The organism is Enterococcus cecorum DSM 20682 = ATCC 43198, assembly GCF_000407565.1.
GTDB classification, from domain to species: Bacteria; Bacillota; Bacilli; order Lactobacillales; family Enterococcaceae; genus Enterococcus_E; species Enterococcus_E cecorum.
Genome location: NZ_ASWI01000003.1, coordinates 145501 through 169592 on the forward strand (window position 1 = coordinate 145501; position 24092 = coordinate 169592).

Here is a 24092-nt window from a genome sequence, read left to right on the forward strand (position 1 = left end):
AAGAGCAGAGAGAGCAGACTTAGCTACTCACAATGATTTATTATACACAGATTTTCAAAGAATTGCAAAGGTTTTTCACGCATTTTTTATAAATTACCTTGCTACTTAATAAATACGCGAAAAAGGGACAAAAGCTTTTTTTATTTTAAAAATTTTTTCCTACAAAAAATCTCCATCTAACTTTCTACTATGTTAAAGCTAGATGGAGAAGTTTTACTTGATTTCAAATGTCATCGTGACTGGGTTATGGTCGGAATATTGGAAGTGATTGTCCCAAACTTTGAGGTGATTGACTTGAATATCTTCTGACACGATAAAGCCATCAACCAAATTCACATAGCTATCTTTGGTAAAGGGGCGGTCATTGGCGCGGACGGAAGGAATTTTCGCGGCGACAATATCTTGATTCACCAAGGTAAAACCAGCTGGAAGGTCGGCTTTAGGGAAGGGATGCGTCCAAGTCAGTGTTTGTTTTTTCGTGCCAAACAGACTTGGGGTATCTCCTAATACATCATGATTATAATCACCACCGACAATCACTGCATAGCCTTTTTGCTGATAAAGCTGCATGTATTTGGCTAATTTTTTGATTTGGGCTGCTTGGATGGACTGATCTTTAGTAAAGGCCGACAAATGCACATTGATTAATGCCAGTGGTTTAGGCGTGGTAGCTATTAAGCTAATCGTAAAGGCACGGTCATAATCGGTGAATTTATTCAAATTGGTTTCAATCGGTAATTGATAACGCGTACTATTATGAATCGTTTCGCGACTAAGTGTCAACAAACCACTCTGACTCTTGCCGATGGGTTCGGTAAATGGGTAAAACAAATACGCCGAATCATAGTTTAATGCAAAGGCGGCATTCATTTCGGGCATGGCTTGCATAATTTGCTTTTCTTGAGGAATATGATAAGAACGCGTGGCATCTGAATCTACTTCTTGCAAGAGTACAAAATCGGCTTGGGTTTGCTTGACTTGCTTGATAATCCCCGCAAGATTTTGTGCTACATTTTGCTTACTAAATCCACGTGCATACTTTCCACCATCCATAAAGAAGCTATAATTGTGGGGGTTGGCTGCATATCCAATATTAAAAGTTGTAATTTTATATTTCTTTTTATCGTTATTTTCATTTGTTGCTTCCTGTGCTTGTTCGATTGCTATTTCTTGATTATCTGGCAAGCGATGATAGCTGAAAAAGAGATAAGCTAAATAACTAATAAACACAAATAAAAATAACGAAATTAAAGCGATAAATACACGTAATATTTTCTTTTTCTTCATAAGGTCATCAGATAACTTTCTTGGATTAAATCTTTGAGTAAGGGTTCCTGAACTTTGTGAATATCCAGGCTAATCCAGTATTTTTTGTTCATATGATAGCCAGGATAAAACCCTGTTTGACTGGTCAGGATTTCACGTTCCTCGGGATTGACTTTGACATTGACAATCTCAAGTAGCGAGTCTTTTGGAAAAAATGTCCCATCTTCTGCTAGTCTAAGTTTTTCAGGGGGAATCTTCATGTATAAGGCAAACCATTTTTGATTGCGAGCATGTCTGAATACTAAAAATTCCGGATGTTTGTGAAAGACTCGCTCTCCTTCAATCTCAAACTGCGCTTTTACCCAGGATTGTAACGCTGCTTTTTCCATTTTCAGCCCTTCTTTCTTTCATGAACTTCTTTATTATACGCGAAAAAATCCTTTGAAAGCAATGAATTGAACCTAAATATCCGAAAAATAGGCAATCAAACGCTTCCTGTCTAAGTGCAAGATTACTCGAAAAAAACAAGCAACAACGTAAAAAACTCACAACTTCCTCCAAATCAAGAGTTAGCTGTGAGTTTTCATTGTTTCACGTGGAACTTTTTATTCCGTTTCGTCTGGTTTATCCGTAGCCTCTGAACTTTCAGTATTTGCTTGAGCTTCTGATACATCTTCGTCTTCTTCTGGTTCAACGGTTGCCATGGTTACAACTTTGGTATCTTCTTCCATCTTCATTAGACGCACACCCAAAGTCGCACGGCCGGTTTGTGAGACAGAATCAACGTTAAAGCGGATGATAACCCCTTTATCGGTAATCAATAGGATGTCTTCGCTACTATCAACGGTTGTCAGTCCAGCAAGTGGGCCATTTTTCTCGGTAATATTGGCAGTCTTAATTCCTTTACCACCGCGGCCTTTGACTGGATATTCACTCGCTGCGGTGCGTTTACCATAACCATTTTCGGTAATGACCAGCACTTCTTGGTTATCGCTAATGACTGAACTTCCAACGACATAATCGCCTTCACGCAACTTAATTCCGCGTACCCCAGCAGCCGTACGTCCCATATCACGGACTTGACTTTCTTCAAAGCGGACGGAATAACCATCATGCGTACCAATAATAATTGTATTTTCGCCATTGGTCTCGACAATATTAACCAGTTCATCGCCTTCTTTTAAGCCAATCGCAATCAAACCGTTGCTGCGAATATTTGAAAAGGCAGTCACTTCGGTACGTTTTACCACACCATATTTAGTAGTAAAGAATAGGTAACGACCGGCTGTTGGTTGGCTGCTAACGGGGATAATCGCTTGAATCAACTCATTTGAATCAATACCTAATAAGTTAATCACTGGAATTCCTTTGGCAGCACGACCGTATTCTGGAATTTCGTAACCTTTTGCTTTATAAACTTTTCCTTGGTTAGTAAAGAATAAGAGCGTGTCATGGGTTGAACAAGAGACCAGTGTTTTCACAAAGTCTTCATCGTGGACGCCCATTCCTTGTACCCCTCGACCGCCGCGACGTTGAGCTCTAAATTCACTCTTCGCCAGGCGTTTAATATAACCTTTATTCGTTAATGTAATAACAACTTCTTCTTCTTCAATTAAGTCTTCATCTTCTAAACTCAAGACTTCACCGACTAGTAATTCGGTTCTGCGGTCATCGCCAAAACGCGCACCGATTTCACCTAGTTCTGTTCTGATAATTTCTACGACACGTTCTGGTTTAGCTAAGATATCAGCTAAATCGGCAATCAAAGCAAGTAAATCTTGGTATTCATTTTCAATCTTCTCACGTTCCAAACCGGTCAAACGACGCAAACGCATATCCAAAATCGCTTGGGCTTGACGATCGCTGAAAGCAAAACGTTCAATCATCGTTTGTTTCGCTTCATCATCGGAATTCGAACTACGGATAATATGAATAATTTCATCAATATGATCTAAAGCAATGCGCAAACCTTCTAAGATATGGGCACGGGCTTCAGCTTTTTTCTTTTCAAATTCAGTACGTCTGGTGATGACTTCTTTTTGGAACTCTAGATAATCAACCAAGATGCGTTTTAGACTTAAAATCTTTGGCACCCCGTTTTCGATGGCTAGCATATTAATCCCAAATGAAGATTGCAAGGCAGTGAGTTTGTATAAGTTATTTAAAATCACTGAAGCACTCATATCGCGGCGCACATCGATGACAATTCGCATGCCTTCGCGGTTGGATTCATCGCGCAAATCAGTAATCCCTTCGACGCGTTTGTCACGATGCAATTCAGAAATACGTTCAATTAATTTGGCTTTGTTGACCATATAGGGTAACTCGGTCACTAAGATGCGTTCTTTTCCGTTTGGCATCTGCACGATTTCGACTTTGGCACGAACGGTAATCGTCCCTTTCCCCGTTTCGTAAGCACGGCGGATACCAGATTTGCCCATCACCAAGCCACCCGTTGGAAAGTCTGGCCCAGGTAGGACTTCCATCAATTCGTTGGTCGTCACGTCAGGATTGTCCATTAATAAATTCAACGCCCTGATGACTTCGCGTAAGTTATGCGGTGGAATATTCGTCGCCATCCCCACGGCAATCCCAGTCGTCCCATTGACCAATAAATTTGGAAAACGAGAAGGCAAGACAACGGGTTCTTTTTCACTATCATCATAGTTGCCTTGGAAATCAACAGTGTTTTTATTAATATCACGAATCATTTCCAAAGCGAGTTTACTCATGCGGGCCTCGGTATAACGCATTGCCGCAGCACTATCGCCATCCACCGAGCCAAAGTTTCCATGACCATCGACAAGCATATTCCGATAACTAAATGGTTGCGCCATCCGCACCATTGACTCGTAAATCGCACTATCCCCGTGTGGATGGTATTTACCCATAACATCCCCGACGATACGCGCTGATTTTTTGTGTGGTTTATCTGGCGTCACACCGAGTTCGTTCATTCCATATAAAATACGACGATGCACCGGCTTTAATCCGTCACGAACATCTGGTAAAGCCCGGGCAACGATAACACTCATGGCATAATCAATAAAAGAGGTTTTCATCTCGCTGGCTAGATTGACGTCATGAATATTTTGATTTTTATCTTCCATTTTCGATTCTTCCCTCCTGATTAAATATCTAAGTTCTGTACATAATGCGCATTTTCTTCAATAAAGGCGCGCCGTGGTTCGACTTTATCACCCATCAGCATTTCAAAGATTTGGTCCGCTTCAATCGCATCTTCCACACTCACTCGAAGCATCAAGCGGTTTTCTGGATTCATCGTAGTTTCCCAAAGTTGATGATCATCCATTTCCCCTAGCCCTTTGTAACGTTGAACACTTGGCTTAGGTGTTTGCGGTAAGCTTTCAATCACTTTTTTCAGATTTTCTTCCGCATCTTTCCCTGGCTGAACATAAGTAATATTCTTGCCTTGTTTCACTCCATATAAAGGCGGTTGCGCGATATAAACATAGCCTGCTTCCACCACCGGACGCATATAACGATAAAATAACGTTAATAAAAGTGTACGGATATGGGCGCCATCGACATCGGCATCGGTCATAATCACTAATTTATGATAACGAGCCTTGCTGACATCAAAATCTTCGCCAAACCCAGTCCCCATCGCTGTAAATAACGAACGAATTTCATCATTGGCTAAAATTTTATCCATACTGGCTTTTTCCACGTTTAAAATTTTCCCGCGGATTGGCAAAATAGCTTGGAATTCTCGGTTACGCCCTTGTTTAGCAGAACCACCGGCAGAATCCCCTTCGACAATGAATAATTCGCATTGCTCTGGATCATTGCTTGAACAATCCGCCAATTTACCAGGCAAGTTGCTGATTTCTAGCGCACCCTTGCGACGTGTCATTTCTCGTGCACGTTTGGCTGCCAAGCGCGCTTTGGAAGCTAGTAAGCCCTTTTCGACGATTTGCTTGCCGACCGTTGGATTTTCCATCAAGAATTTCAATAAATGCTCAGAAAATAGACGATCGGTTACAGCTCTAACTTCGGAATTCCCCAATTTTGTTTTGGTTTGACCTTCAAATTGTGGATCGGGATGCTTCACAGAAATCACCGCGGTAATCCCTTCACGCACATCTTCCCCGCTTAAGTTTTCGTCATTTTCTTTCATTAACTTTTGCTTGCGGGCATAATCATTGACCACCCGTGTTAAAGCGGTCTTGAATCCTGACTCGTGCGTGCCCCCTTCATACGTATGGATATTATTCGCAAAACTTAAAAGATTGCTGTGGTAGCCATCCGTATACTGTAAGGAAACTTCAACGGTAATATCTTGCTGCTCGCCTTCCAAATAAATTGGTTCATCAAATAACACGGTCTTATTTTGGTTGAGATATTCGACATAACTCTTTATCCCACCTTCAAAATAATATTCGCGCTTTTCAGGTTCTTCTGGGCGAGTATCTTCAATGGAAATGTGTAAGCCACGATTTAAAAAGGCTAATTCTCTAATACGTGTGGCTAATTTATCAAAATTATATTCCGTCGTTTCGGTAAAGATTTCAGGATCTGGCACGAAATGAACCGTCGTCCCGTGGCGCTCAGTCTCACCGATTACTTTCAAATCATCCACGACATGACCGCGGCGATATTCTTGATAATAAATTTTGCCATCTTTGTAGACTTTGACATCTAAGCTAGTAGACAAGGCATTAACAACGGAAGAACCTACCCCGTGTAGTCCTCCAGATACCTTATATCCGCCGCCGCCGAATTTCCCACCGGCGTGCAAGACAGTAAAGACGGTTTCCACTGCAGGACGGCCTGTTTTTTCTTGAATATCTACAGGAATCCCCCGACCGTCATCAATTACGGTAATACTGTTATCTTTTTCTACGATTACTTGAATATTTGTCGCAAAACCAGCTAGGGCTTCATCGATGGAATTATCCACGATTTCCCAGACCAGGTGATGCAAACCTTCTGAACTGGTTGAGCCGATATACATCCCTGGACGTTTTCTAACAGCTTCCAGGCCTTCTAATACTTGGATTTGGCTGGCATCATATTTTTTTGCTAATTCAGCTAAATCTTTCTTTTCATCTGCCATTTACTCACATTTGACTCTAGAAAAATCTAAAGTCCGCTCCTTTCTTCACTTGCTTTGGTTTGAATTGTTCCATGTGAAACATAATAAATCTCTGGTTCTAATGTCATTTTATCTTTTAAATGATTGAGAGTCGTGGTCGTTAAGAAAGTCTGCACCTTATTTTCAATCGTTTGTAAAAGATGGAGCTGTCTTAAATCATCTAACTCACTCATCACATCATCTAATAACAAAATCGGATATTCCCCTGTTTCTTGATACATCAGGTCAATCTCTGCCAATTTGACACTTAAAGCTGTGGTGCGCTGTTGACCTTGCGAGCCAAAGTTTTGCACGTTTTTGCCATTGATAAAGAATAACAAATCATCACGGTGAGGACCAATTAACGTGCTTTGGCGTTGACGCTCTTTGTCGAGTTGTTCAGCTAACTTAGCTTGGTATTCCGCTTGAATTTGCGCTAAATCCAGCGTATCCAATGATTTCAGCGTGCTATCATAGCGCAAGGTCAAGGTTTCTTTTTCATGACTGATTTTTTGATGCAAACCATTTGCCCAATGCTCCAATTCTTTGGTAAACTGCGCTCTGGTCAACAAAACCTTACTACCATGCGTGATTAATTGTTCGGTCAATATTTCAAAATAAACCGCATCAAATTTCTGATTGATAGCCGCTTGTTTTAAGTATTGATTGCGCTGCTTTAAGATTTTTTGATACTGTTGCAACTCATATAAATAGACCCGATTCATCTGGCCAATCTCCATATCGAGAAACTTGCGGCGAACTTGAGGACTACCCTTGACTAAGGAAAGATCTTCTGGGGCAAATAAAATCACATTCATTTGTCCGATATAGCTGCTTAAAAGTTTTTGTTCAATATGATTGACCTTGCATTTGCGGCCCTTCTTGGTTAAAAATAACTCTAAAGGTATCTGCTGGTGCCCTTTTTTGACCTCACCAAATAAATAAGCCTGATCGCCCTCAAAGGAAATCAACTCTTGTTCGTTGTTGGTACGATGACTTTTGGTAAGCGCCAGGCAATAAATACTTTCTAAAATATTGGTCTTGCCCTGCGCATTATCTCCCAAAAAAATCACTAAATTCTTCTTGAAATCTAGACTTAATTCCTCATAATTGCGAAAATGCTTTAATTGTAGTTTATTCAGAAACATGATCTGCTTCCTCATTTTTCTCAGGTGCGCTGATAAAGAACGTCCCTTCGCTTGTTTCGACCATCATTCCGGCATAAAGTTTGCGGCCACGGCGGTTTTCTAACTCACCATTAACATACACCGCATTTTCCGCCAAATACCATTTAGCCTGTCCGCCACTTGCGATAATATTGGCTTCTTTTAATAGCTGCCCAAGTGTCATAAATTCACTTTGTAAGAAAATTTTTTGTTTCATTTTCATCCTCAATTCTTTTTAAGGCGTACATAGATATTATACCTTTTTTGCGGTCAGAAAACAAATGAATATCCAGTTTTAAACGGTTATTTTTCGATTTCAGCTATTTTAGTACTTTTAAGGTTTTTTGCTTGCTTTAGGCCAAATCTGCTTAAACATAAAACTAGCCGCTCGTACGTTTGGTAAAGCTTTTCTGAAAATAGCCAAAGCATAACAAAAAAGCAGCCGTTTCACCAACAGCTGCCAGGGGAGATTTAGTTATTTAAGCCGATTTCTCTTGCCAATTCTTCTTTGGTCATCCATGCTTGAGTTGCTAGCGTTTCATCTACCATTTGATGCAACTGATGATTAAGCCTTTGTTTTCTTTGTGTAAATTCTTGGACAATTTGTTCGCCACTTTACCCCTCTTTAATAATATCTTTCAAGATTTCGGTGGAAAAATCGAAAAAGTCGTACTCTTCCTGAACAAAAGTATACAAAATCCCATTTTCAACTTTTTTAACATCGAGCATAACACCACTTGGAATATTGAACGATTTTGGAACAGTTACCATAATTGAATTTCCTTGATTTATTGTCTTTGTAAACATATCCCCACTTCTTCCTTGGTTGTTTTTGCTATGTTTATTGTGAACTACTCAAGCTTACTTTGCCACTTTCACCCACCGATTGAAAGCAAAAAAACACGCCAAGCAAGAAACACTTACTTGACGTTACTTTTCATGATTATTTGCCTATCATCAGCAGTTTGTATAAGACCACTGAAAGGATGACACCGATGCCACAAATCAGCATCACAAGCAGATTGGCCGGATTTAAGATAAAGCCAAACACAATCGATCCGACTGGCATAAAGAGAATGGCAATTGTGAAAATAACAGAGTATACTCTTCCCACATATTCGCTATCGACACTCTTTTGAACAATCGTAAAGAACTGGATATTAAACATGGTTAAAAATCCACCCATCAAAGCAAACGGCACCAGTGATAGATAAGCATTTTTGAATACAGCATCTTGTAAAGGTAAAAGTGCAATTGATAAGCCACACAAAACTAAGAATAATAACATTTTATTTTGCGAAACTTCTTTTTTCTTCTCTTTTGAAAGTTTGGTATTCACAGCTGAAAAGACAATCGCTCCAACCGATTCAGCAATTAATGCCGCGCCGAAAAAGTTACTCATCTCTTTTGAAAAATAGTTATTTAAATAAGGCATACTTAAGTTATACCCACTCAAAAAGAAATTCACCATCGCCGAAATAATTAACAGATACATAATCGTTTTGTGCTTGAACATATACTGCAAACCCTCTGTAATTTGCTGGAACACCGACTCTTTTTTCTTTTTTTCTTTGGGTGGTAGTTGAATCACGATTTTATTGGAGATGAAAGCCGAGAACAGAAACGTTGCCGCATTAAACAGGTAAGAAACTTTTAAGCCGAACAACTGCCAGACTAACACACCGATACTTGGCGAGGCAATCGAGAAAATTTCCTTTGCCAGTGTAAAACGTGAAAAGTGCGTCTCAATATAATCTTCGGTAATACTTTCCTTAATCATCGCATTGTAGCTCGGGCTGTTATACGTGGACAAAATCGCCAGTAAAATATTACCAATCAGCATCGCCAAGTACAAATAAGGTGTATCTAAGAATAAAAAGCCAATCAAACAAGTTATCCCACTCAGAAAGTCAGTGACGATCAAGATTTTTTTACGGTTCACTTTATCAGCAAAGGCACCTGCAAATAAATTAAAGACAATCCCAATCATCGTTTCTGAGGACTGATACAAGGACATCAATAACGGTCTACTCGCAAAAACGGAGACCAAAATCATCTTGTTGGCATAATCAAATACCGCATTTCCTACCCTTGAAGTAATACTCGACAGCATGATGCGATTCGAGTTTTGCAAATCCACATTTTTCTGTCTCATTTTTCTCACCCTTTTCTCACTTTTTTAATGTTTAGTAAGTGTAACATTTTTTATTTTTGAATACAAGATAAAATTTACGGAATGATAAAAAAACAGAAAAATACAATATGCTTATATTACTTCATTCATTTAGCTTTATTTGCAAATAATATATATATTCATCCAATGCTTGATTGAAGTCTCTTAAAATAGGGGTGTTTGAGTTAGTAACTTTCAAAACAGCACTTCTAGGTCTTTTAGCTTTTCTTGCAAGTTCTAAACCATTTATTGGTTCAACATCCACATGAATATCTAGTTTATCAAACAATATCTTCGTTGCTTGATACCATGTTTTTGCCTCACCAGAATTAATTACATGATGTATACCCTTCATATCATTAGGACGATTCACAAAAGTTTCAATTACCTTTGCTACATCTTTTGTGTAAGTAAAACAGCATTTTTCATCATCTACAACGTGTAATTTTTTTGTTTAATTGAAGCCTCAATAATTGCATCAAAAAAATTTTTCTTAGATGATTTGCCAACTTCATTTTCACCAAATAGATTCGCCACTCTAAGAATACTTGCTGTAAGACCTTTTTGGATATACTCGGTTACTATTTCTTCCCCTATCTTTTTCGTATAGCCATAAAAATTAATCGGATCTGTTAAATCACTTTCAACATAATATTCTTTTTTTCCTGAAAAAACATAATTTGTTGAAAAGGTAATGAATTGCGCGTTGATTTCCAAGCAGATTTCACATAGCAATCTAATAAAATCTATGTTTAATTTCTTTGCATTTTCTTGTTCTTTTTCATCATCTTCACAGGCATCTACACCATTATAGGCAATTGTATTAATAACCACATTAGGTTTTATTTGTAACAATTTTTCTTTTACTAAATCAAACTGCGTCACATTGCCATCTTCTCTTGTCCATGAAATCAACTCTATTTCAGAGTTAGATGCAAAAGAATATTTTTTTATCATACTTCCTAAATTACCATTTGCTCCAAATAACAATACTTTAATTGACATCGATATATCATCCTCCTTTTTATTAGCTATTCCATCATTTATTGATAATGTCCTTCATCGCCTTAATAACCTCTTTGGAAGAATAAAGCTTATCTGTTAGTTCAGCTTCTTTTTCTGCTTCCTATAACTTAAAGTATACTTCACTTTAAAATTGTAAGTTTTCAAATGCCTCCATACTTAAAACAACCATGTCAACTTTATTCTCCTTTGTCAGAAAAATAGGTTGATTCGTCTCGTGTACAGCATTCATAATATCGTCAAAATCATCATTTAAATCAGTAATAGGTCTATAACAATTCATCTTACATCCTCCTCGTTATTATTTTAACATACTGATGATGATAAATATCCTAATTCTTTTTGTGTTTATTCAACCCTATAAAAAATAACTCCAACTACACGCTTGATGCTTGGCGTAGTTGGGGTTTAGCTTTATTCACTTCTAATCTTGTAGCTGATCGACCCAGCTCACATCCTTCATTGACGGCGCTCAGCAGCTAGACATTGTGAAATTCGCCCTTCCGCTTGAGAAAATCTCCTTTCATCCGATTTTCCAAGCGGGAGGTAAACACACGAATTTCTTCATGTCTAATCAAGCTGCTTCGCGACCTTTTTTAATCTGTGTTCAGCGACTAGCTACTTCGGCGTATAAGCCAGCTCGTCTGGGAAAGTCTTTACTTTTTGGACTTTCCCGACGCTCTGGACAAACTTATCCGCTCGTAGCTTACCGAGTCGCTTCACATCCTTGTTTTAATTCGTGCGGACGGGTGTGATGAGTTGGACGAAGTTGCCGTTGTCCTCTGCTGGTTCTAAGATAAATGGACGGACTGCAGATAGGAAGCGGATCACGATTTGGCTGTCTTTAAACGCGCGTAAGGCAGCTTTCATATATTCTGGATTGAAGGAAATTTCTAGAGGTTCTCCTTCGACTTTTTCATAAGATAGGCGTTCTTCTACCTTCCCTAATTCCGGAGAGCGACCATATAACATCACTCCTTCATTAGTAATTGATAGACGAATAATGCTATAACGACCTTCATTAGATAGCAAAGAAGCGCGTTCAACGGATTGTAAAAATTGTGGTCCGTTAAAAGTAATGCTCGTTTCAAAATTAGTAGGAATCAAGCGACGCGTATCAGGATAATTGCCTTCTAATAAGCGTGAGTAGAATTTCATCGTACTGGTTGTAAACATCACTTGATTATCCATAATGGAAATTTCGACAAATTCTTCATGTTCAGGCAAACTACGAGACAATTCGACTAAGCTCTTACCTGGAATAACCATATCAAAGTTGGCAGCTGCTTCTTCTAATGGAATGACACGTTGGCTTAGGCGATGAGAATCCGTTGCTACAGCTGTTAATTGATTTTCTTCTAAAATAAAATGTACCCCAGTTAAAATTGGGCGTGTTTCTTGGGTTGAGACTGCAAATACGGTTTCGGCTATCACTTGGTTTAATAATGGAATCGGCAATTTCAACGGTGTTGCGCTAGAAACTTCTGGTAATTGTGGATATTCACTCGCACTTAAACCAGCCACCACGAAATTTGCTTCTCCTGAGGTGATGCTGACTTGTTGGTTACTTAATAATTCAATCGTTAACGTATCTTCCGGCAAACGACGCACGATTTCATTAAAGAATCTTGCCTGTATTACAACAGAACCCGTTTGCTCAATTTGCATTTGGGCTTTTTCACTCTCTTTACTTAAAAAGGTTTCAATAGAGACATCCGCATCGCTACCTGTTAAGTAGATACCATCAGGGGTAAGTTCCATTTTGACCCCAGTTAAGATTGGCATGGTTGCTTTTCCTGGGATGGCTCTTAATGCGGTTTGTAATTCTTGCATAAAGATGCTTCTATTTAAGGTTACTTTCATCAGTTGAAAATCCTCTTTTCTATTAATCTGGTACGCTTATTTTATATTATATTAATTAAATATAAAGTAATAGTAGTAGTAGGCTTGTTACTATTGTGGAAAACTAGGTCTAAAACCTTGAGATATAAAGCTTATCTACTGTGGAAAACTTGTGGATAAGCTTTATATCTTGCACACAAATTATCCACATTAGCCATTGAGCGCATTTTTGATTTCGGCGATTTCTTCTTGTAGTTGGGTATTACTGCCAAGAAGCTGCTGAATCTTTTCATGCGCATGGATGACGGTGGTATGATCCTTGCCGCCAAATTCTGCTCCGATTTTTGGTAAAGAATGATCGGTTAATTCGCGGGATAAATACATCGCGATTTGTCTTGGTACGACGATGGTTTTGACACGTTTCTTACCTTTCAAATCCTTAACTTGTACATGATAATACTTCGCCACTTGCTCTTGAATGTCTTGAATCGTTACCTGCGTTAAAGGCTGGCTATTTTTCAGTGCTTTCAAGGCTTCAGCAGCTAAACTGGTGGTGATATCCACATTTTGCATCGTCGCAAAAGCTTGTACCCGCACCAAGGCTCCTTCTAATTCACGGATGTTCGAATCGATTTGACCGGCGATGTAACTAAGGGTATCATCTGGAATTTCTAAGTTTTCGGCCTCGGCTTTAGTACGCAAAATCGCAGTTCTGGTTTCCAAATCCGGCGGCGTAATGTCTACGGATAATCCCCAGGCAAAGCGCGATACCAAACGTTCTGGCAAGGTTGGAATTTCATTTGGCAGACGGTCTGAAGTTAGGACAATCTGCTTGTTATTGCGGTAAAGCTCTTCAAAAGTATTGAAAAACTCTTCTTGGGTGCCCTCTTTATTGACCAAAAATTGAATATCATCGACTAAAAGCAGGTCAACGGTGCGATATTCATTCCGAAATTCTTCCATGCGATTTTTTTGAATAGAATAGATGAAATCGTTGGTGAAATTTTCGCTGCTGACATATTTAATCTTGGCATTTGGGCGTTTTAACAGCATTTGATGGCCAATCGCGTGCATCAAGTGCGTCTTCCCTAAACCGACACCTCCGTAGAAAAACAGCGGATTATAAATCGAACCTGGATCTTCGGCTACGACTAAGGCTGCTGCATGGGCCATCTGGTTGCCTTTCCCGATGACAAAGGTATCAAAGGTGTATTTCGGATTTAGGAGTGTTTTTTGTTTGTTTTGTTCCTTTTTCTCTGCTTTTTGCTGTGCCTCTTGTGTTTTTTGCTGACGTTTTTCATCGGCTGGCAAAAAATTAGGAATGACCTCACTACCATATAATAGATAGCCAGTTTCAACGATTTTTCCCGCTAAATTGTCTTCCCAATATTTTTTATGTAAAGCACTCGGAACTTCAATTAATAGTTCATTACCTTCAAATGAAATAGGATGAGCACTTTCAATCCAGGTGTTGTAACTCACCGTACTCATCTCATCTTTATAAATTTTTTGTAGCTGTGTCCAAAGCTCATTTAAAGAAGGCATGACCAAACCTCCTCACTAAAATTGGGCGCAAAGACCCCGATAAATTGTGGATAACTATACTTTAACATTTTCACGGCAAGTTTTCCACAGTCTAGCGCGAATTTCTATCTTTTTTTCACAGAATTGTAATCTGTGTAAAACTTTATTCGCAAAAGGCACAAAAAGATATCCACAAAAGATAAAACCTTGTGGATATTTTGAGGGATGTAGCGAGTTTCACACAAAGTTATCCTCAATTATGAAGTTAAGGGACGCAAAAGGAAGAGATACTTTTCCACAAAAACTATCCACACCTTGAATAAATTCATCCACACCTGTGACTCTGTGGAAAAGTGGTGGATAAGGCTGGGGATTTTTAGCTTGTGGAAAAAAGTAAATGCACAGAGGATTCACAGTAAATCACGAAAATGTGGATAAACTAGAAGGAATTCGGTTGTCTTCATTTGGTAAGAATGAAAAAACATTTTTTTCTAAGTAAGTAGTGATTTTGAGAAATTTCAAGCGCAAAACTCAAATTTTAGTTGACAAAATGGCGTTTGACTCGTTATACTAAGTTAGTATGTCGTATAAATAGCAGAAAAAGACTCTTTTTTGGAGGTGTAAAATATGAAAAGAACTTATCAACCAAACAAACGTAAACGTCAAAAAGTTCACGGATTCCGTAAACGTATGAGTACTAAAAACGGTCGTCGCGTATTAGCTAGCCGTCGTCGTAAAGGCAGAAAAGTTTTAGCTGCTTAAGCCACTGGATTACACAGTGGTTTTTTTTTTTTGCCCATTTTTACATAAATAGGATGAAGATTGTCTATAAAATATGTTAGAATAGTCAAGTGAGTAAGAAAAAAAGGAATTGATTAGACGAATTATGAGAAAATCGTATCGAGTGAAGAAAGAATCCGAATTTCAAAGGGTTTTTAATCAAGGTGCTTCATTTGCGAATCGTCGCTTTGTGGTTTATTTTATCGAAAAACCAGAGCAGCCTCATTTTCGTGTCGGCCTATCCGTTGGTAAAAAAGTCGGCAATGCGGTCACAAGAAATGCGGTGAAGCGAAAAATTCGTGCGAGTATTTATCAAATGAAAGATCAGTTGAGAAGCGATATCGATTTTATCGTGATTGCCAGGGCAAGTTGTGCGGACTTGCCATCTGCTGAGATTTACTCCAACTTGAAGCATGTGTTAAAACTTGCCAAAATTTATCAAGAAGAAAATAACGCATAAAAAGATGTGTTAAATTGTATGAAGGGTGGAAAAAATTGAGTGAAAAAAAGTAAGCGCATGATATTGCTGTCGAGTCTAGCAGCAATGGTATTATTCCTAAGTGCTTGTGGGACAAGTGAAGTCAGTGTCAATAGTACCGGCATTTGGGACCGTTATATTGTTTATTATTTTGCTAAGGCGATTGAGTTTCTTTCGTTTGGCAATACGGGAATAGGGATTATCATCTTTACCTTGATTATCCGTTTGTTATTATTCCCATTGATGAGTATGCAAATGAAGAGCATGCAAAAAGTTCAAGAATTGCAACCACAGTTAAAAGCACTGCAAGAAAAATATGCGTCTAAAGATATCGAAACGCAAAATAAATTACGTGAAGAAACCTCAAGACTATATTCTGAAAACGGTGCGAATCCTTACCTTGGATGTTTGCCATTAGTCATTCAGTTGCCAATCTTAACGGCATTGTGGCAAGCATTATCACGTGTGCCGGCTTTACAACAAGGCGAATTTTTATGGTTGCATCTCGGACAAAAAGACCCGTACTACATTTTACCAATCTTAGCGGCAGTCTTTACATTTGGTAGTATGTATCTTTCAAGCATGAGCCAAGTGCAGTCCAATCCAAGTATGAAGATTATGACGTATTTCATGCCGTTGATGATTTTGGGAATGGGTGTGAACTTGGCCAGTGGGGTTGCCTTGTACTGGGCGGTTTCCAATGCTTTCCAAGTGGTGCAAACGTTATTGATTAATAATCCATTCAAAATCAAAAAAGAGCGCGAGGAAAAAATTCGTGCTGAACGGGCGAGAAAACGTGCCTTACAAAAAGCGATGAAGAAGAAATTGAAAAAATAAGGAGGCTTTCATATGTCAGTTTATGTAGGAACGACGGTAGATGAAGCAGTTGCAATTGGTTTAAAAGATTTAGGATTAAGCAAAGAGCAAGTAGCCATTGAAGTCATCGATGAAGGGAAAAAAGGCTTTTTAGGAATGGGCCGCAAAAATGCCCAAGTCAAAATCGAGCCAGTTGTGTCTGAAACTACAGAAGAAGTAGTGGTACCAGAAAAAATCATTGAAGAAATCAAAGAAGTCATGACGGAGACTCCAGAAGAAAATGTACAAGAAGAAACTGCAGAAGTAGCCGTTGAAGAAGTTGAGGAAAATGCAGCGCCTAGCCAAGAAATATTGGAAAACGATGGTCTAAGCGATGAAGAAGCCTTGAAAAAAGTGGCAATCTATGTGACAGAAGTAAGTCAAAAATTAGGGGCGCCTGCTTTAGTACGTATGAAACGCGAAGAAGGTGTAGTGATTTTCCAATTAGATACGAAAAAACAAGGGATTTTAATTGGCAAACACGGCAAGACTTTAAATGCGTTACAATATTTGGTGCAAGTTTACGTTCATCGCATTGCTAAAAATAAATTATCTGTTGTTTTAAATGTGGGGGATTATCGTGAAAAACGTCAAGCGATTTTGAAACGTTTGGCTGATCGTACCGCACAACAAGTCAAACGCAGTCAACGTCCAGTTTTCTTAGAGCCAATGCCAGCTTTTGAAAGAAAACAAATTCATGCGGCTTTAAGCAATGTGCCATATGTTCAAACCCATTCAGAAGGCGATGAACCTTATCGTTATCTAGTGGTTGAACCAGTGAAAACTTTATAAAAAAACAATGACGAGTATGTGGCAAAAACCAAACACATACTCGTTTTTTAATAAGGTTGTAAATCGACTTGATCAGCTACGAGCAAAAGGATATCAATCAACTTGGGCAAATACGAGAAAATTCATGTGTTACCTACTGCTTAGAAAATCGGATGAAAGGAGATTTTCTTAAGCAGTAGGGTGAATTTTCCGAGTATTTAGTTGATTGATACCGATAAGGATAAGTTTGTCCAACACGTCGGGAAAGTCCCAAAAGTTAAGACTTTCCCAGACGGGGTGGCTTATACGCCAAAGTAGCTAGTCGATTTACACCGTCAATCAAGGTTGTGAGGCAGCTCGGGAAGCCTTGAAGAAATTATAAATGATAAAGGAACATAGCGATGGTAAAAAAAGTTGTAGTGGCGATTGATTCATATAAAGGTTGTGCGACGAGTGCAGAATTAAATGCAGCGGTCAAACAAGGCATTGCACAATATAATCCGCAAATAAGCGTGACTTGCCAAGCGATTGCCGATGGTGGCGAAGGAAGTATGCAGGCAATTTATGAGGCATTAGGCGGTGAATTCATCCAAGTGGCCACGGTGGATTTATTAAACCGTCCTATCACGGCCAACTATTTATTGAGTCAAGATATCGCGGTAATTGAAGTGGCAGAAGTAGTTGGCATTGATAAAATTACTCCAAGCATGGACACGATTCAACGAGCCAGTACATTTGGCTTGGCGGCATTATTATTAGATGCTTTGAAACGCAAGGTCCGCGAAATCATCATTTGTCTAGGCGGTAGTGGGACTTCTGATGGTGGGATGGGGCTTTTGGCTGGTTTAGGTGTGAAGGGCGCGGATTTGATGGCTTTTTCGCAGCTGGATTTTAGCGAGATGGCAGATTTTAGCCAGGTGCAGCTGACGATTTTATCCGACGTGACCAATCCTTATGCCGGACGTTCGGGTTTTAGTATGATATTTGGTCCGCAAAAAGGGGGCAATCCGACTTATTTGAGTCAACAAGCCCAACAAGCACAAAAGATAGTTGATTTTCTTAAGCAAACAAAAGGCATTGATTTGCAGCAAATTCCTGGGACTGGAGCTGCAGGCGGGCTTGGAGGTGCTTTGGTGATTTTAGGCGGTCAAATTACGCCAGGTTTTCAAAAAATCAGTGAGTTGACGCAATTAGCCACCCACATTGCCGGTGCTGATTTGGTGATTACTGGCGAGGGCAAGATGGATGCACAAACCGCTTTTGGTAAAGTTCCATTTGGTGTGGCACAGATAGCCAAACAATACCAGGTCCCTACGATTGCGCTATGTGGGGCTTTAGGTGAAGATTTGGGGCAAATGTCAGAGGTACTTTTGGCCAGTTTTAGCATCCATTCGCAGTTGGTTCCGTTAGCTCAGGCGATGGATAAAGACTACACCTTAACGCAAATCACTAGACAAGCACAGATGGTTTGTCGGGTATTTTTCAGATAGGTTTGACATTTAAAGGAAAAGTCAGTATATTCATAGGGTAATCATTCTTATCAATGAATGGGCAATTTTTCCATTCAAAAAAGGCAGAGAAAGACCTTATCATACAGGTCGTTCTCTGTTTTTTTATTTTCTCTGATTTCAATGGTGTAAAGCTGTTTGTGTTTTAAAGTGACAGATAAAATGCAGTTATGATATAATATTGAAAACGGTTTTATTTTAGAAAGGGGAAAGTTGCCATGAAAAACAAATCTTTTCGTCATTTTTGTCTATTCTGCTTTTTCAAATCATGATTACGCTGCTCATCTATCGTGTGGTTCAGGAAGATAGACGCTGGTACTACTTTGCGATGATGGGATTATTAGCCGCGCAAATTATTTTGCAATAGTACAAATTCAGTCGTTATATCAAAAATAATGAGGGTGAACTACCACATACCCAAGGGTATGTGGCTTCCATTAAATAGTTTACCAGACTCAGTATATAGAAATATATACTACGATAGTTAAGTCATGACACCTTTGGTTGACGCAACAGACCATTGCTCTGTCATATACGTTTAAGTTAGGTTGGAGTAAGCAAAGCCTTGTGGCGTATATCTAAAAAGCTTAATTATCCTTGTCGAGTTGAGGTCGGAAAAAATTATATGGTAACAATATAGTTTGAGTACGCATTACCTGCTTTTAAGCAGCGTTTTTAAATATTTTTATTTTAAAGGAGTGACTGGTTCATGGTATACGTTTTATCTATCAATAACGAACCTTTAATGCCTTGTAGCAACGTCATCGCGCGTTTATTGTTAAAACAAGGAAAAGCAAAAGTCAAATATCGAGAACCTTTTACGATTAAGTTAACGTACGAAACAACTACTTACACACAACCTTTAACATTAGGTGTTGATACTGGTAGTCAAACATTTGCAACAGCCGTTACAAATGGAAAAGGAAATATTCTTTATACTTCTGAAGTAGTTTTACGTGAAGATAAGAATCATTCAATTAAAAAGAAAATGGATCAACGACGGATGTATCGTCGCAATCGACGAAACCGTAAAACACGTTACCGTAAAGCACGATTCAACAATCGTAAAAACTCAAAACGTAAAAATCGTTTTAGTCCAACAATGACTAGTAAATTACATAGTCATCAAAAAGAAATTGAATTTATTAAAAGCATTTTACCTATTGCAAAGTTAATTCTTGAAACAGGAACATTCGACCCACATTTAATGAAAAATCCTAGTTTGGCGAATCTAAAAGTAAAACCATGGGGTTATCAACAAGGTCCGAATTACGGTTTTGAAAATATGAAAGCACGGATTTTAGCAAGAGATAATCATACTTGTCAAATCTGTAAGAAAAAACCTAAAAATGAACGTTTAGAAGTTCACCATATTATTTTTAGAAGTCAAGGTGGCTCTGACGAAGAAAACAATCTAGTTACAGTTTGTCATAGTTGCCATGTTGAACTGCATAAAGGATTAATTCATCCAAATTTTGAAGGCTCTTTAAAAAATGCTTTGAAATACGCAACGCAGATGAATAGCATTCGTGTACAACTTTTAAAATTATATCCAGATGCGATTGAAACATTTGGGTATGTCACCAAAGCAAATCGTTTAAATTTAGGATTACCTAAAGAACATTATGTAGACGCAGCAGTCATTGCAACTGCTGGAAATCAAGTGAATTTTGCATGTAATCTAATGATTAAACGTTGTATTCCTAAAGGTGATTTTCAACGTACAAAAGGTATTCGTTCAGAAAAAATCATTCCAAAAGGTAAAATTGATGGATTTAAAAAGTATGACAAAGTAAGGTATTTCGGTAATGAATATTTCGTTAAAGGAAGAATGACAACCGGATATATTCAACTAATGAATATTTACGGAGAAAAGATATCCTTTAACCATATGCCGAAAGGCTTTAAAACACCAAAAACAAAAAATTGTCAAAGAATATCTGCTAGAAAAACATGGATAACTACAACCGAACCGCTCATAAAAAATATAGCTTAAACGTGCATTTAATATTCGTAACAAAATATCGTAGAAAAATATTTAATTCGCAAGAATTCAATACAGATTTAAAAAACATAATGCATTTTATAGCGAAAAAATATCATTATAAAATTATTCAAATGGAAACAGATATAGACCATATACATATTTTACTAGAATACAAACCTAAAGACTCCATTTCAAATATTGTAAAAATATTAAAACAACAAAGTACTTATTACTTATGGTTAAAATATAATGATTATTTAAAACAATATTTTTGGAAAAAGAAAATTATTTGGTCTGAAGGATATTTTGCTAGTAGCATTGGTAAAGTGTCACAAAAAACAATAGAAGCATATATCAAAAACCAAGGTTAAAAAATGCAACAGGCCTTACATCCACACACTCAAGAGTGTGTGGTTTTACGGCCGATTTTATAAAACATAAAAATTTAAACCAGAGGAAAACGCCGATTTACAGGGTTCTCCTCTGGTTTTTTAGACATTAACCAATTGTTGTTTGTGTGTATTGTACAATGGTTCCATAGGCAAAAATCTTAATATATTGTTTACCGTCTGGCGTGTTGATGTGGTTGTGGTCAAAGTGGCAGTTGATTACCGCACTGGCACCATATTCATCCGCACGTTTTTTTAATTGTTCCTTGACGCCTGCTAATAAAGCATTTAAGTCCTCGGATTTGTTGAATACATCGCTATCGAAAGTTTCCGTAGCAAAGGCGATATCACGGACAATATAAGGCCGATTGACATTACCAGTAGATAATAAGATATGAGATTCTTCATTCATGAGCAATCCCTCACTTTCCTTGATTTACCTTTATTTTATGACTTTTTGTTCAAATTGACAAGCAACATCTAAGTTTTACAGTTGCGCATTTTAAGGAAACGTCAAAACCTGATGAAATCAAGTTTTTCTCGCATTTTTGTAGATGAAGATTATTGCGTACTTTTTTGAAAAATAAGGAACTTCACCCAAAAGTCTGTCTGATGATTTTTCTAGCCGTTCTTGTAATATGGACTTTAGTAAAATAGCAGCACTTTACAAAAAATAGTTTTCTATCCGTTTTTTTAAGGGCATGCGAAATAAGGCCCTGATATTTGGGCGTTTATTTTTGGCGTTTTGGGACTCTGACCCCAAAGTATGGAAAATTTGTTCTTCAAGAATGACGCGACTTAAGGCATTTTTGCGTGCACTTGTCCCTTGTGACATCAATGCAGAAAAGCGGCTATCTATCAACGGCAAGATTTTAACCAGTCCATATGTGAAATTGATTAAAAAATTCATTCCTTCAATTTCTTCATAGGAGCGAACTTGATAACTTCCAAAAGACCAAAATGTTTTGATTTCATAAAAGTAAGTCTCAATCTTCCAACGCTGTTCATAGTATTCTAATATGCGCCACATTCCCTGAGTCTCAGGCGTAATGGCTTAGAGTTTCTCAGAATCTATCGTAGAAATGAATAATCTTCCACCTTTTTGGTCAGATTTCTTTGTTCGAACGACATAAACTGGGAGAGAAAATAGATGAGTTAGGCAATACGTCATGCCAACCTCATAAGTGCCATCACTATCTGAAAAAGCTATATCTGTACAACTGAATTTCTTTCCGTACTTACGTGGACGCCCGCGCTTACCAGTCTTTTCTGGAAACTCAAATAGCGCGGTATCTTTTCGAATATTGGCGATAAAATCAACGTTCTGATGAAGTTTGACAAAATCTAAAAGCTCTTTTTTGGGATACCAGCTATCACATTCTGCAATAATGTGTTGGCTTGGTTTAAATGCCATTAGGGCAGCGGTAGCCATCTCTTTAGCCAAGTTTAACTTCGATTTACCACCAGGAATGTACATCCGCATGGAAAAAGGGAACATGATGTATTCTACCTGTTTTTTACCCTGGATAGGAAAAGCAATACCTAAAGTGACAAAATCGAGTGCATTCACATAAGCTTTCCCTATATGTAAAGCGTGGTCGTGAAGTACTTTAACATGTGCAAATTTTTTGCCATACTTAGGCTGAAGCGTATCATCGATTAGGAATAGTACAGGATATTGACTGGAAAGCTCTTGAAAGAGATCTATTTCTAACAAGGATTGAAGAACTTTTAATTCAATAATACTGAGCTTTTCTCCAATGACTGACAGTGTATGATAGTAAGTATTCAAGGATTTTCCGTAGTACAGTCGCAAAAACCAATTGTAAAAGGAACGAACAGAAGCAATACCAGCTTAAGTTGATTTATTAACTTGAGAAGGTATTTTTTTCTGAAAAATGATAATGAAAATCAAAATGTTCATTTCTATCAATTTTGAAGTCAAAAAAATAAAGTATAGCCCAGAAATTTGCTCTGTACTTTAAAAAACTGGTTAAATGAAGATGAAATCGCTCCCTTATTTTTAAGTATTGGTGGAATTAAAAGGTACTTTTTAAACAAAAACTACACATAAGAAATAAAAAAAGTATTGCAATGTAATTGCTTTCAGTGTATGCTATATCTATAAACGCGCGTTCATGGGATGTTCATCGTATAAAAAAAGGTGGAAATGAGCGTATCGTTTTTCTTTTTAACAAATCATGAACGCGTGTTTATGAGTTTGAATCAAGCTGCAATATAAGAAGGCAAACTGCAAGACCTTCATTTTAAGGAGAAGTGTTATGGAGAAAATAAGTTTAGGAATAGACATAGGAGGGACGTTCATTAAGTATGCATTAATAGACAAGCAACATCGCATCAAAGAGAAGTGGAAAGTCGAAACGGTTAAGTACAATACAGCCGACGAATTTTACGATTATATATGTTCAAATATAAGAAATGTAGATGAAATTGACAAAATCGGTGTAAGCGCACCCGGCCTTATTGATGAAGATTCGAATGTTAAATCCTATGCTGCTCCTAATGTAGCTATAATGTACGGCACAAATATCAATAATGAAATCAACAAAAGGACAAATAAAAAAGTGTCCGCAATCAATGATGCAAAAGCAGCAGGTTTATGTGAGTTTAAAATTGGAAATGCAAAGGGATACAAATCTTCAGCGTTTTTGATTATAGGTACAGGAACAGGTGGATGCATATGCGACGAAAACGGAGTTGTGTATGGAAAAGATTCGTTTGCGGGGGAATTCCATAATATGCCTTTTGTAAACGCTGAGATAGGCGGCCTTGATAAGATGGGTGATTATGCTTCGATAACCGGATTGGTTAATTTATACAATAAAAAAGTTAATCGGGAGGAGCAGGTTCAGTATGGAAATGAGGTTTGCAAGAAGTACCTAAACGGAAATGAATCAGCTGTGTCTTCAGTAGATGAATGGATAGGAAACATAGTGGCCCAATTAATAGTAATCACCGTTTTTTATAATCCTGAAGTGATATGCATCGGTGGAGGAATATCCGAAGAAAACTGGTTCATCGATAAAGTAAGAGAAACGTATAAGAAAACCTGTAGGGAGTATTTAGAAGCGGATTTTATTACTACCGAAATCAATAGATGCAAGTATAATAACGATGCCAACATACTGGGTGCTGTTATAAAAGCTTCTATCTAAAATACACAATAGTTTTTTTTCAAGAAAGAATGTTTGAAAATAAATTTATATTGAAA

22 protein-coding genes and 2 pseudogenes are annotated in these 24092 nt (G+C 38.0%); 8 read left to right on the plus strand and 16 right to left on the minus strand.

The features are described 5' to 3' along the window. Nucleotides 1-213: 213 nt before the first annotated feature. The 13 genes and pseudogenes from I567_RS01375 to dnaA form a co-directional block, all read right to left on the minus strand. The gene (locus I567_RS01375; RefSeq protein ID WP_016250469.1) at nucleotides 214-1287 is read right to left on the minus strand and encodes an endonuclease/exonuclease/phosphatase family protein; all 1074 of its coding nucleotides are present in this window, start codon (nucleotides 1285-1287) and stop codon (nucleotides 214-216) included. Then, on the minus strand, nucleotides 1284-1655 hold the full coding sequence (locus tag I567_RS01380) for an MmcQ/YjbR family DNA-binding protein (protein WP_016250470.1): 372 nt from the start codon (nucleotides 1653-1655) through the stop codon (nucleotides 1284-1286). The genes I567_RS01375 and I567_RS01380 overlap by 4 nt, the downstream gene beginning before the upstream one ends. 216 nt (nucleotides 1656-1871) lie before the next feature. After that, nucleotides 1872-4376 carry a DNA gyrase subunit A gene (gene gyrA, locus I567_RS01385; RefSeq protein ID WP_016250471.1) on the minus strand — a complete coding sequence of 835 codons (2505 nt, stop codon included), beginning with the start codon at nucleotides 4374-4376 and terminating at the stop codon, nucleotides 1872-1874. A gap of 20 nt (nucleotides 4377-4396) precedes the next feature. Continuing rightward, the gene (gene gyrB, locus I567_RS01390; protein ID WP_016250472.1) at nucleotides 4397-6346 is read right to left on the minus strand and encodes a DNA topoisomerase (ATP-hydrolyzing) subunit B; all 1950 of its coding nucleotides are present in this window, start codon (nucleotides 6344-6346) and stop codon (nucleotides 4397-4399) included. Nucleotides 6347-6372: 26 nt separating this feature from the next. Next, on the minus strand, nucleotides 6373-7512 hold the full coding sequence (gene recF, locus I567_RS01395; RefSeq protein ID WP_016250473.1) for a DNA replication/repair protein RecF: 1140 nt from the start codon (nucleotides 7510-7512) through the stop codon (nucleotides 6373-6375). Then, nucleotides 7499-7747, minus strand: a complete 249-nt coding sequence (yaaA, locus tag I567_RS01400; protein ID WP_016250474.1) for a S4 domain-containing protein YaaA — start codon at nucleotides 7745-7747, stop codon at nucleotides 7499-7501. The genes recF and yaaA overlap by 14 nt, the downstream gene beginning before the upstream one ends. 254 nt (nucleotides 7748-8001) lie before the next feature. Continuing rightward, nucleotides 8002-8337 (minus strand): annotated as a pseudogene (locus tag I567_RS12870) (AbrB family transcriptional regulator). A gap of 136 nt (nucleotides 8338-8473) precedes the next feature. Next, entirely contained in the window at nucleotides 8474-9685 is a 1212-nt protein-coding gene (locus I567_RS01410; RefSeq protein WP_016250476.1) for an MFS transporter, read from the minus strand. A gap of 121 nt (nucleotides 9686-9806) precedes the next feature. Then, nucleotides 9807-10094, minus strand: a pseudogene (locus I567_RS13010) (sugar nucleotide-binding protein); the annotation flags it as partial. Nucleotides 10095-10135: 41 nt separating this feature from the next. Further along, a complete protein-coding gene (locus tag I567_RS13015; protein ID WP_016250478.1) occupies nucleotides 10136-10708 on the minus strand; it encodes a sugar nucleotide-binding protein in 573 nt (190 codons plus the stop codon). A 145-nt stretch (nucleotides 10709-10853) separates the two neighbouring features. Beyond that, the gene (locus I567_RS12260) at nucleotides 10854-11009 is read right to left on the minus strand and encodes a type II toxin-antitoxin system Phd/YefM family antitoxin (RefSeq protein WP_016250479.1); all 156 of its coding nucleotides are present in this window, start codon (nucleotides 11007-11009) and stop codon (nucleotides 10854-10856) included. Between the two features lie 449 nt (nucleotides 11010-11458). Then, nucleotides 11459-12589 carry a DNA polymerase III subunit beta gene (dnaN, locus tag I567_RS01425; RefSeq protein WP_016250480.1) on the minus strand — a complete coding sequence of 377 codons (1131 nt, stop codon included), beginning with the start codon at nucleotides 12587-12589 and terminating at the stop codon, nucleotides 11459-11461. Nucleotides 12590-12778: 189 nt separating this feature from the next. Continuing rightward, a complete protein-coding gene (dnaA, locus tag I567_RS01430; RefSeq protein ID WP_016250481.1) occupies nucleotides 12779-14113 on the minus strand; it encodes a chromosomal replication initiator protein DnaA in 1335 nt (444 codons plus the stop codon). A gap of 606 nt (nucleotides 14114-14719) precedes the next feature. On the opposite strand from dnaA, the gene rpmH reads away from it, so the two are divergent. The 7 genes from rpmH (at nucleotide 14720) to tnpA (ending at nucleotide 20842) form a co-directional block, all read left to right on the plus strand. Continuing rightward, complete coding sequence (gene rpmH / locus I567_RS01435) at nucleotides 14720-14854, plus strand: 50S ribosomal protein L34 (RefSeq protein WP_006703104.1); 135 nt, start codon at nucleotides 14720-14722, stop codon at nucleotides 14852-14854. 124 nt (nucleotides 14855-14978) lie between these two features. Next, nucleotides 14979-15332 (plus strand): ribonuclease P protein component, encoded by a 354-nt coding sequence (rnpA, locus tag I567_RS01440; protein ID WP_016250482.1) that lies wholly within the window; start codon nucleotides 14979-14981, stop codon nucleotides 15330-15332. A gap of 39 nt (nucleotides 15333-15371) precedes the next feature. After that, complete coding sequence (locus I567_RS01445; RefSeq protein ID WP_016250483.1) at nucleotides 15372-16187, plus strand: YidC/Oxa1 family membrane protein insertase; 816 nt, start codon at nucleotides 15372-15374, stop codon at nucleotides 16185-16187. A gap of 12 nt (nucleotides 16188-16199) precedes the next feature. Continuing rightward, nucleotides 16200-16997, plus strand: coding sequence for an RNA-binding cell elongation regulator Jag/EloR (gene jag, locus I567_RS01450; RefSeq protein WP_016250484.1), 798 nt, complete (start codon nucleotides 16200-16202; stop codon nucleotides 16995-16997). 380 nt (nucleotides 16998-17377) lie between these two features. After that, nucleotides 17378-18466 (plus strand): glycerate kinase family protein, encoded by a 1089-nt coding sequence (locus tag I567_RS01455; protein WP_016250485.1) that lies wholly within the window; start codon nucleotides 17378-17380, stop codon nucleotides 18464-18466. Between the two features lie 727 nt (nucleotides 18467-19193). Further along, on the plus strand, nucleotides 19194-20480 hold the full coding sequence (iscB, locus tag I567_RS01460) for an RNA-guided endonuclease IscB (RefSeq protein ID WP_016250486.1): 1287 nt from the start codon (nucleotides 19194-19196) through the stop codon (nucleotides 20478-20480). Continuing rightward, nucleotides 20438-20842, plus strand: a complete 405-nt coding sequence (tnpA, locus tag I567_RS01465; RefSeq protein WP_016250487.1) for an IS200/IS605 family transposase — start codon at nucleotides 20438-20440, stop codon at nucleotides 20840-20842. Before iscB ends, tnpA begins: the two co-directional genes overlap by 43 nt. A 127-nt stretch (nucleotides 20843-20969) precedes the next feature. Here the strand turns inward: tnpA and I567_RS01470 are convergent, their stop codons facing one another. From I567_RS01470 to I567_RS01480, 3 genes are all read right to left on the minus strand, one after another. After that, entirely contained in the window at nucleotides 20970-21272 is a 303-nt protein-coding gene (locus tag I567_RS01470) for a heavy metal-binding domain-containing protein (RefSeq protein ID WP_016250488.1), read from the minus strand. Between the two features lie 252 nt (nucleotides 21273-21524). Continuing rightward, on the minus strand, nucleotides 21525-21890 hold the full coding sequence (locus I567_RS01475; protein WP_016250489.1) for a transposase: 366 nt from the start codon (nucleotides 21888-21890) through the stop codon (nucleotides 21525-21527). Nucleotides 21891-21914: 24 nt separating this feature from the next. Continuing rightward, a complete protein-coding gene (locus I567_RS01480; protein WP_080648255.1) occupies nucleotides 21915-22709 on the minus strand; it encodes an IS701 family transposase in 795 nt (264 codons plus the stop codon). A 433-nt stretch (nucleotides 22710-23142) separates the two neighbouring features. Here I567_RS01480 and I567_RS01485 point away from each other — a divergent pair, with 433 nt between their 5' ends. Beyond that, nucleotides 23143-24036, plus strand: a complete 894-nt coding sequence (locus I567_RS01485; protein ID WP_016250491.1) for an ROK family protein — start codon at nucleotides 23143-23145, stop codon at nucleotides 24034-24036. Nucleotides 24037-24092: the final 56 nt, after the last annotated feature.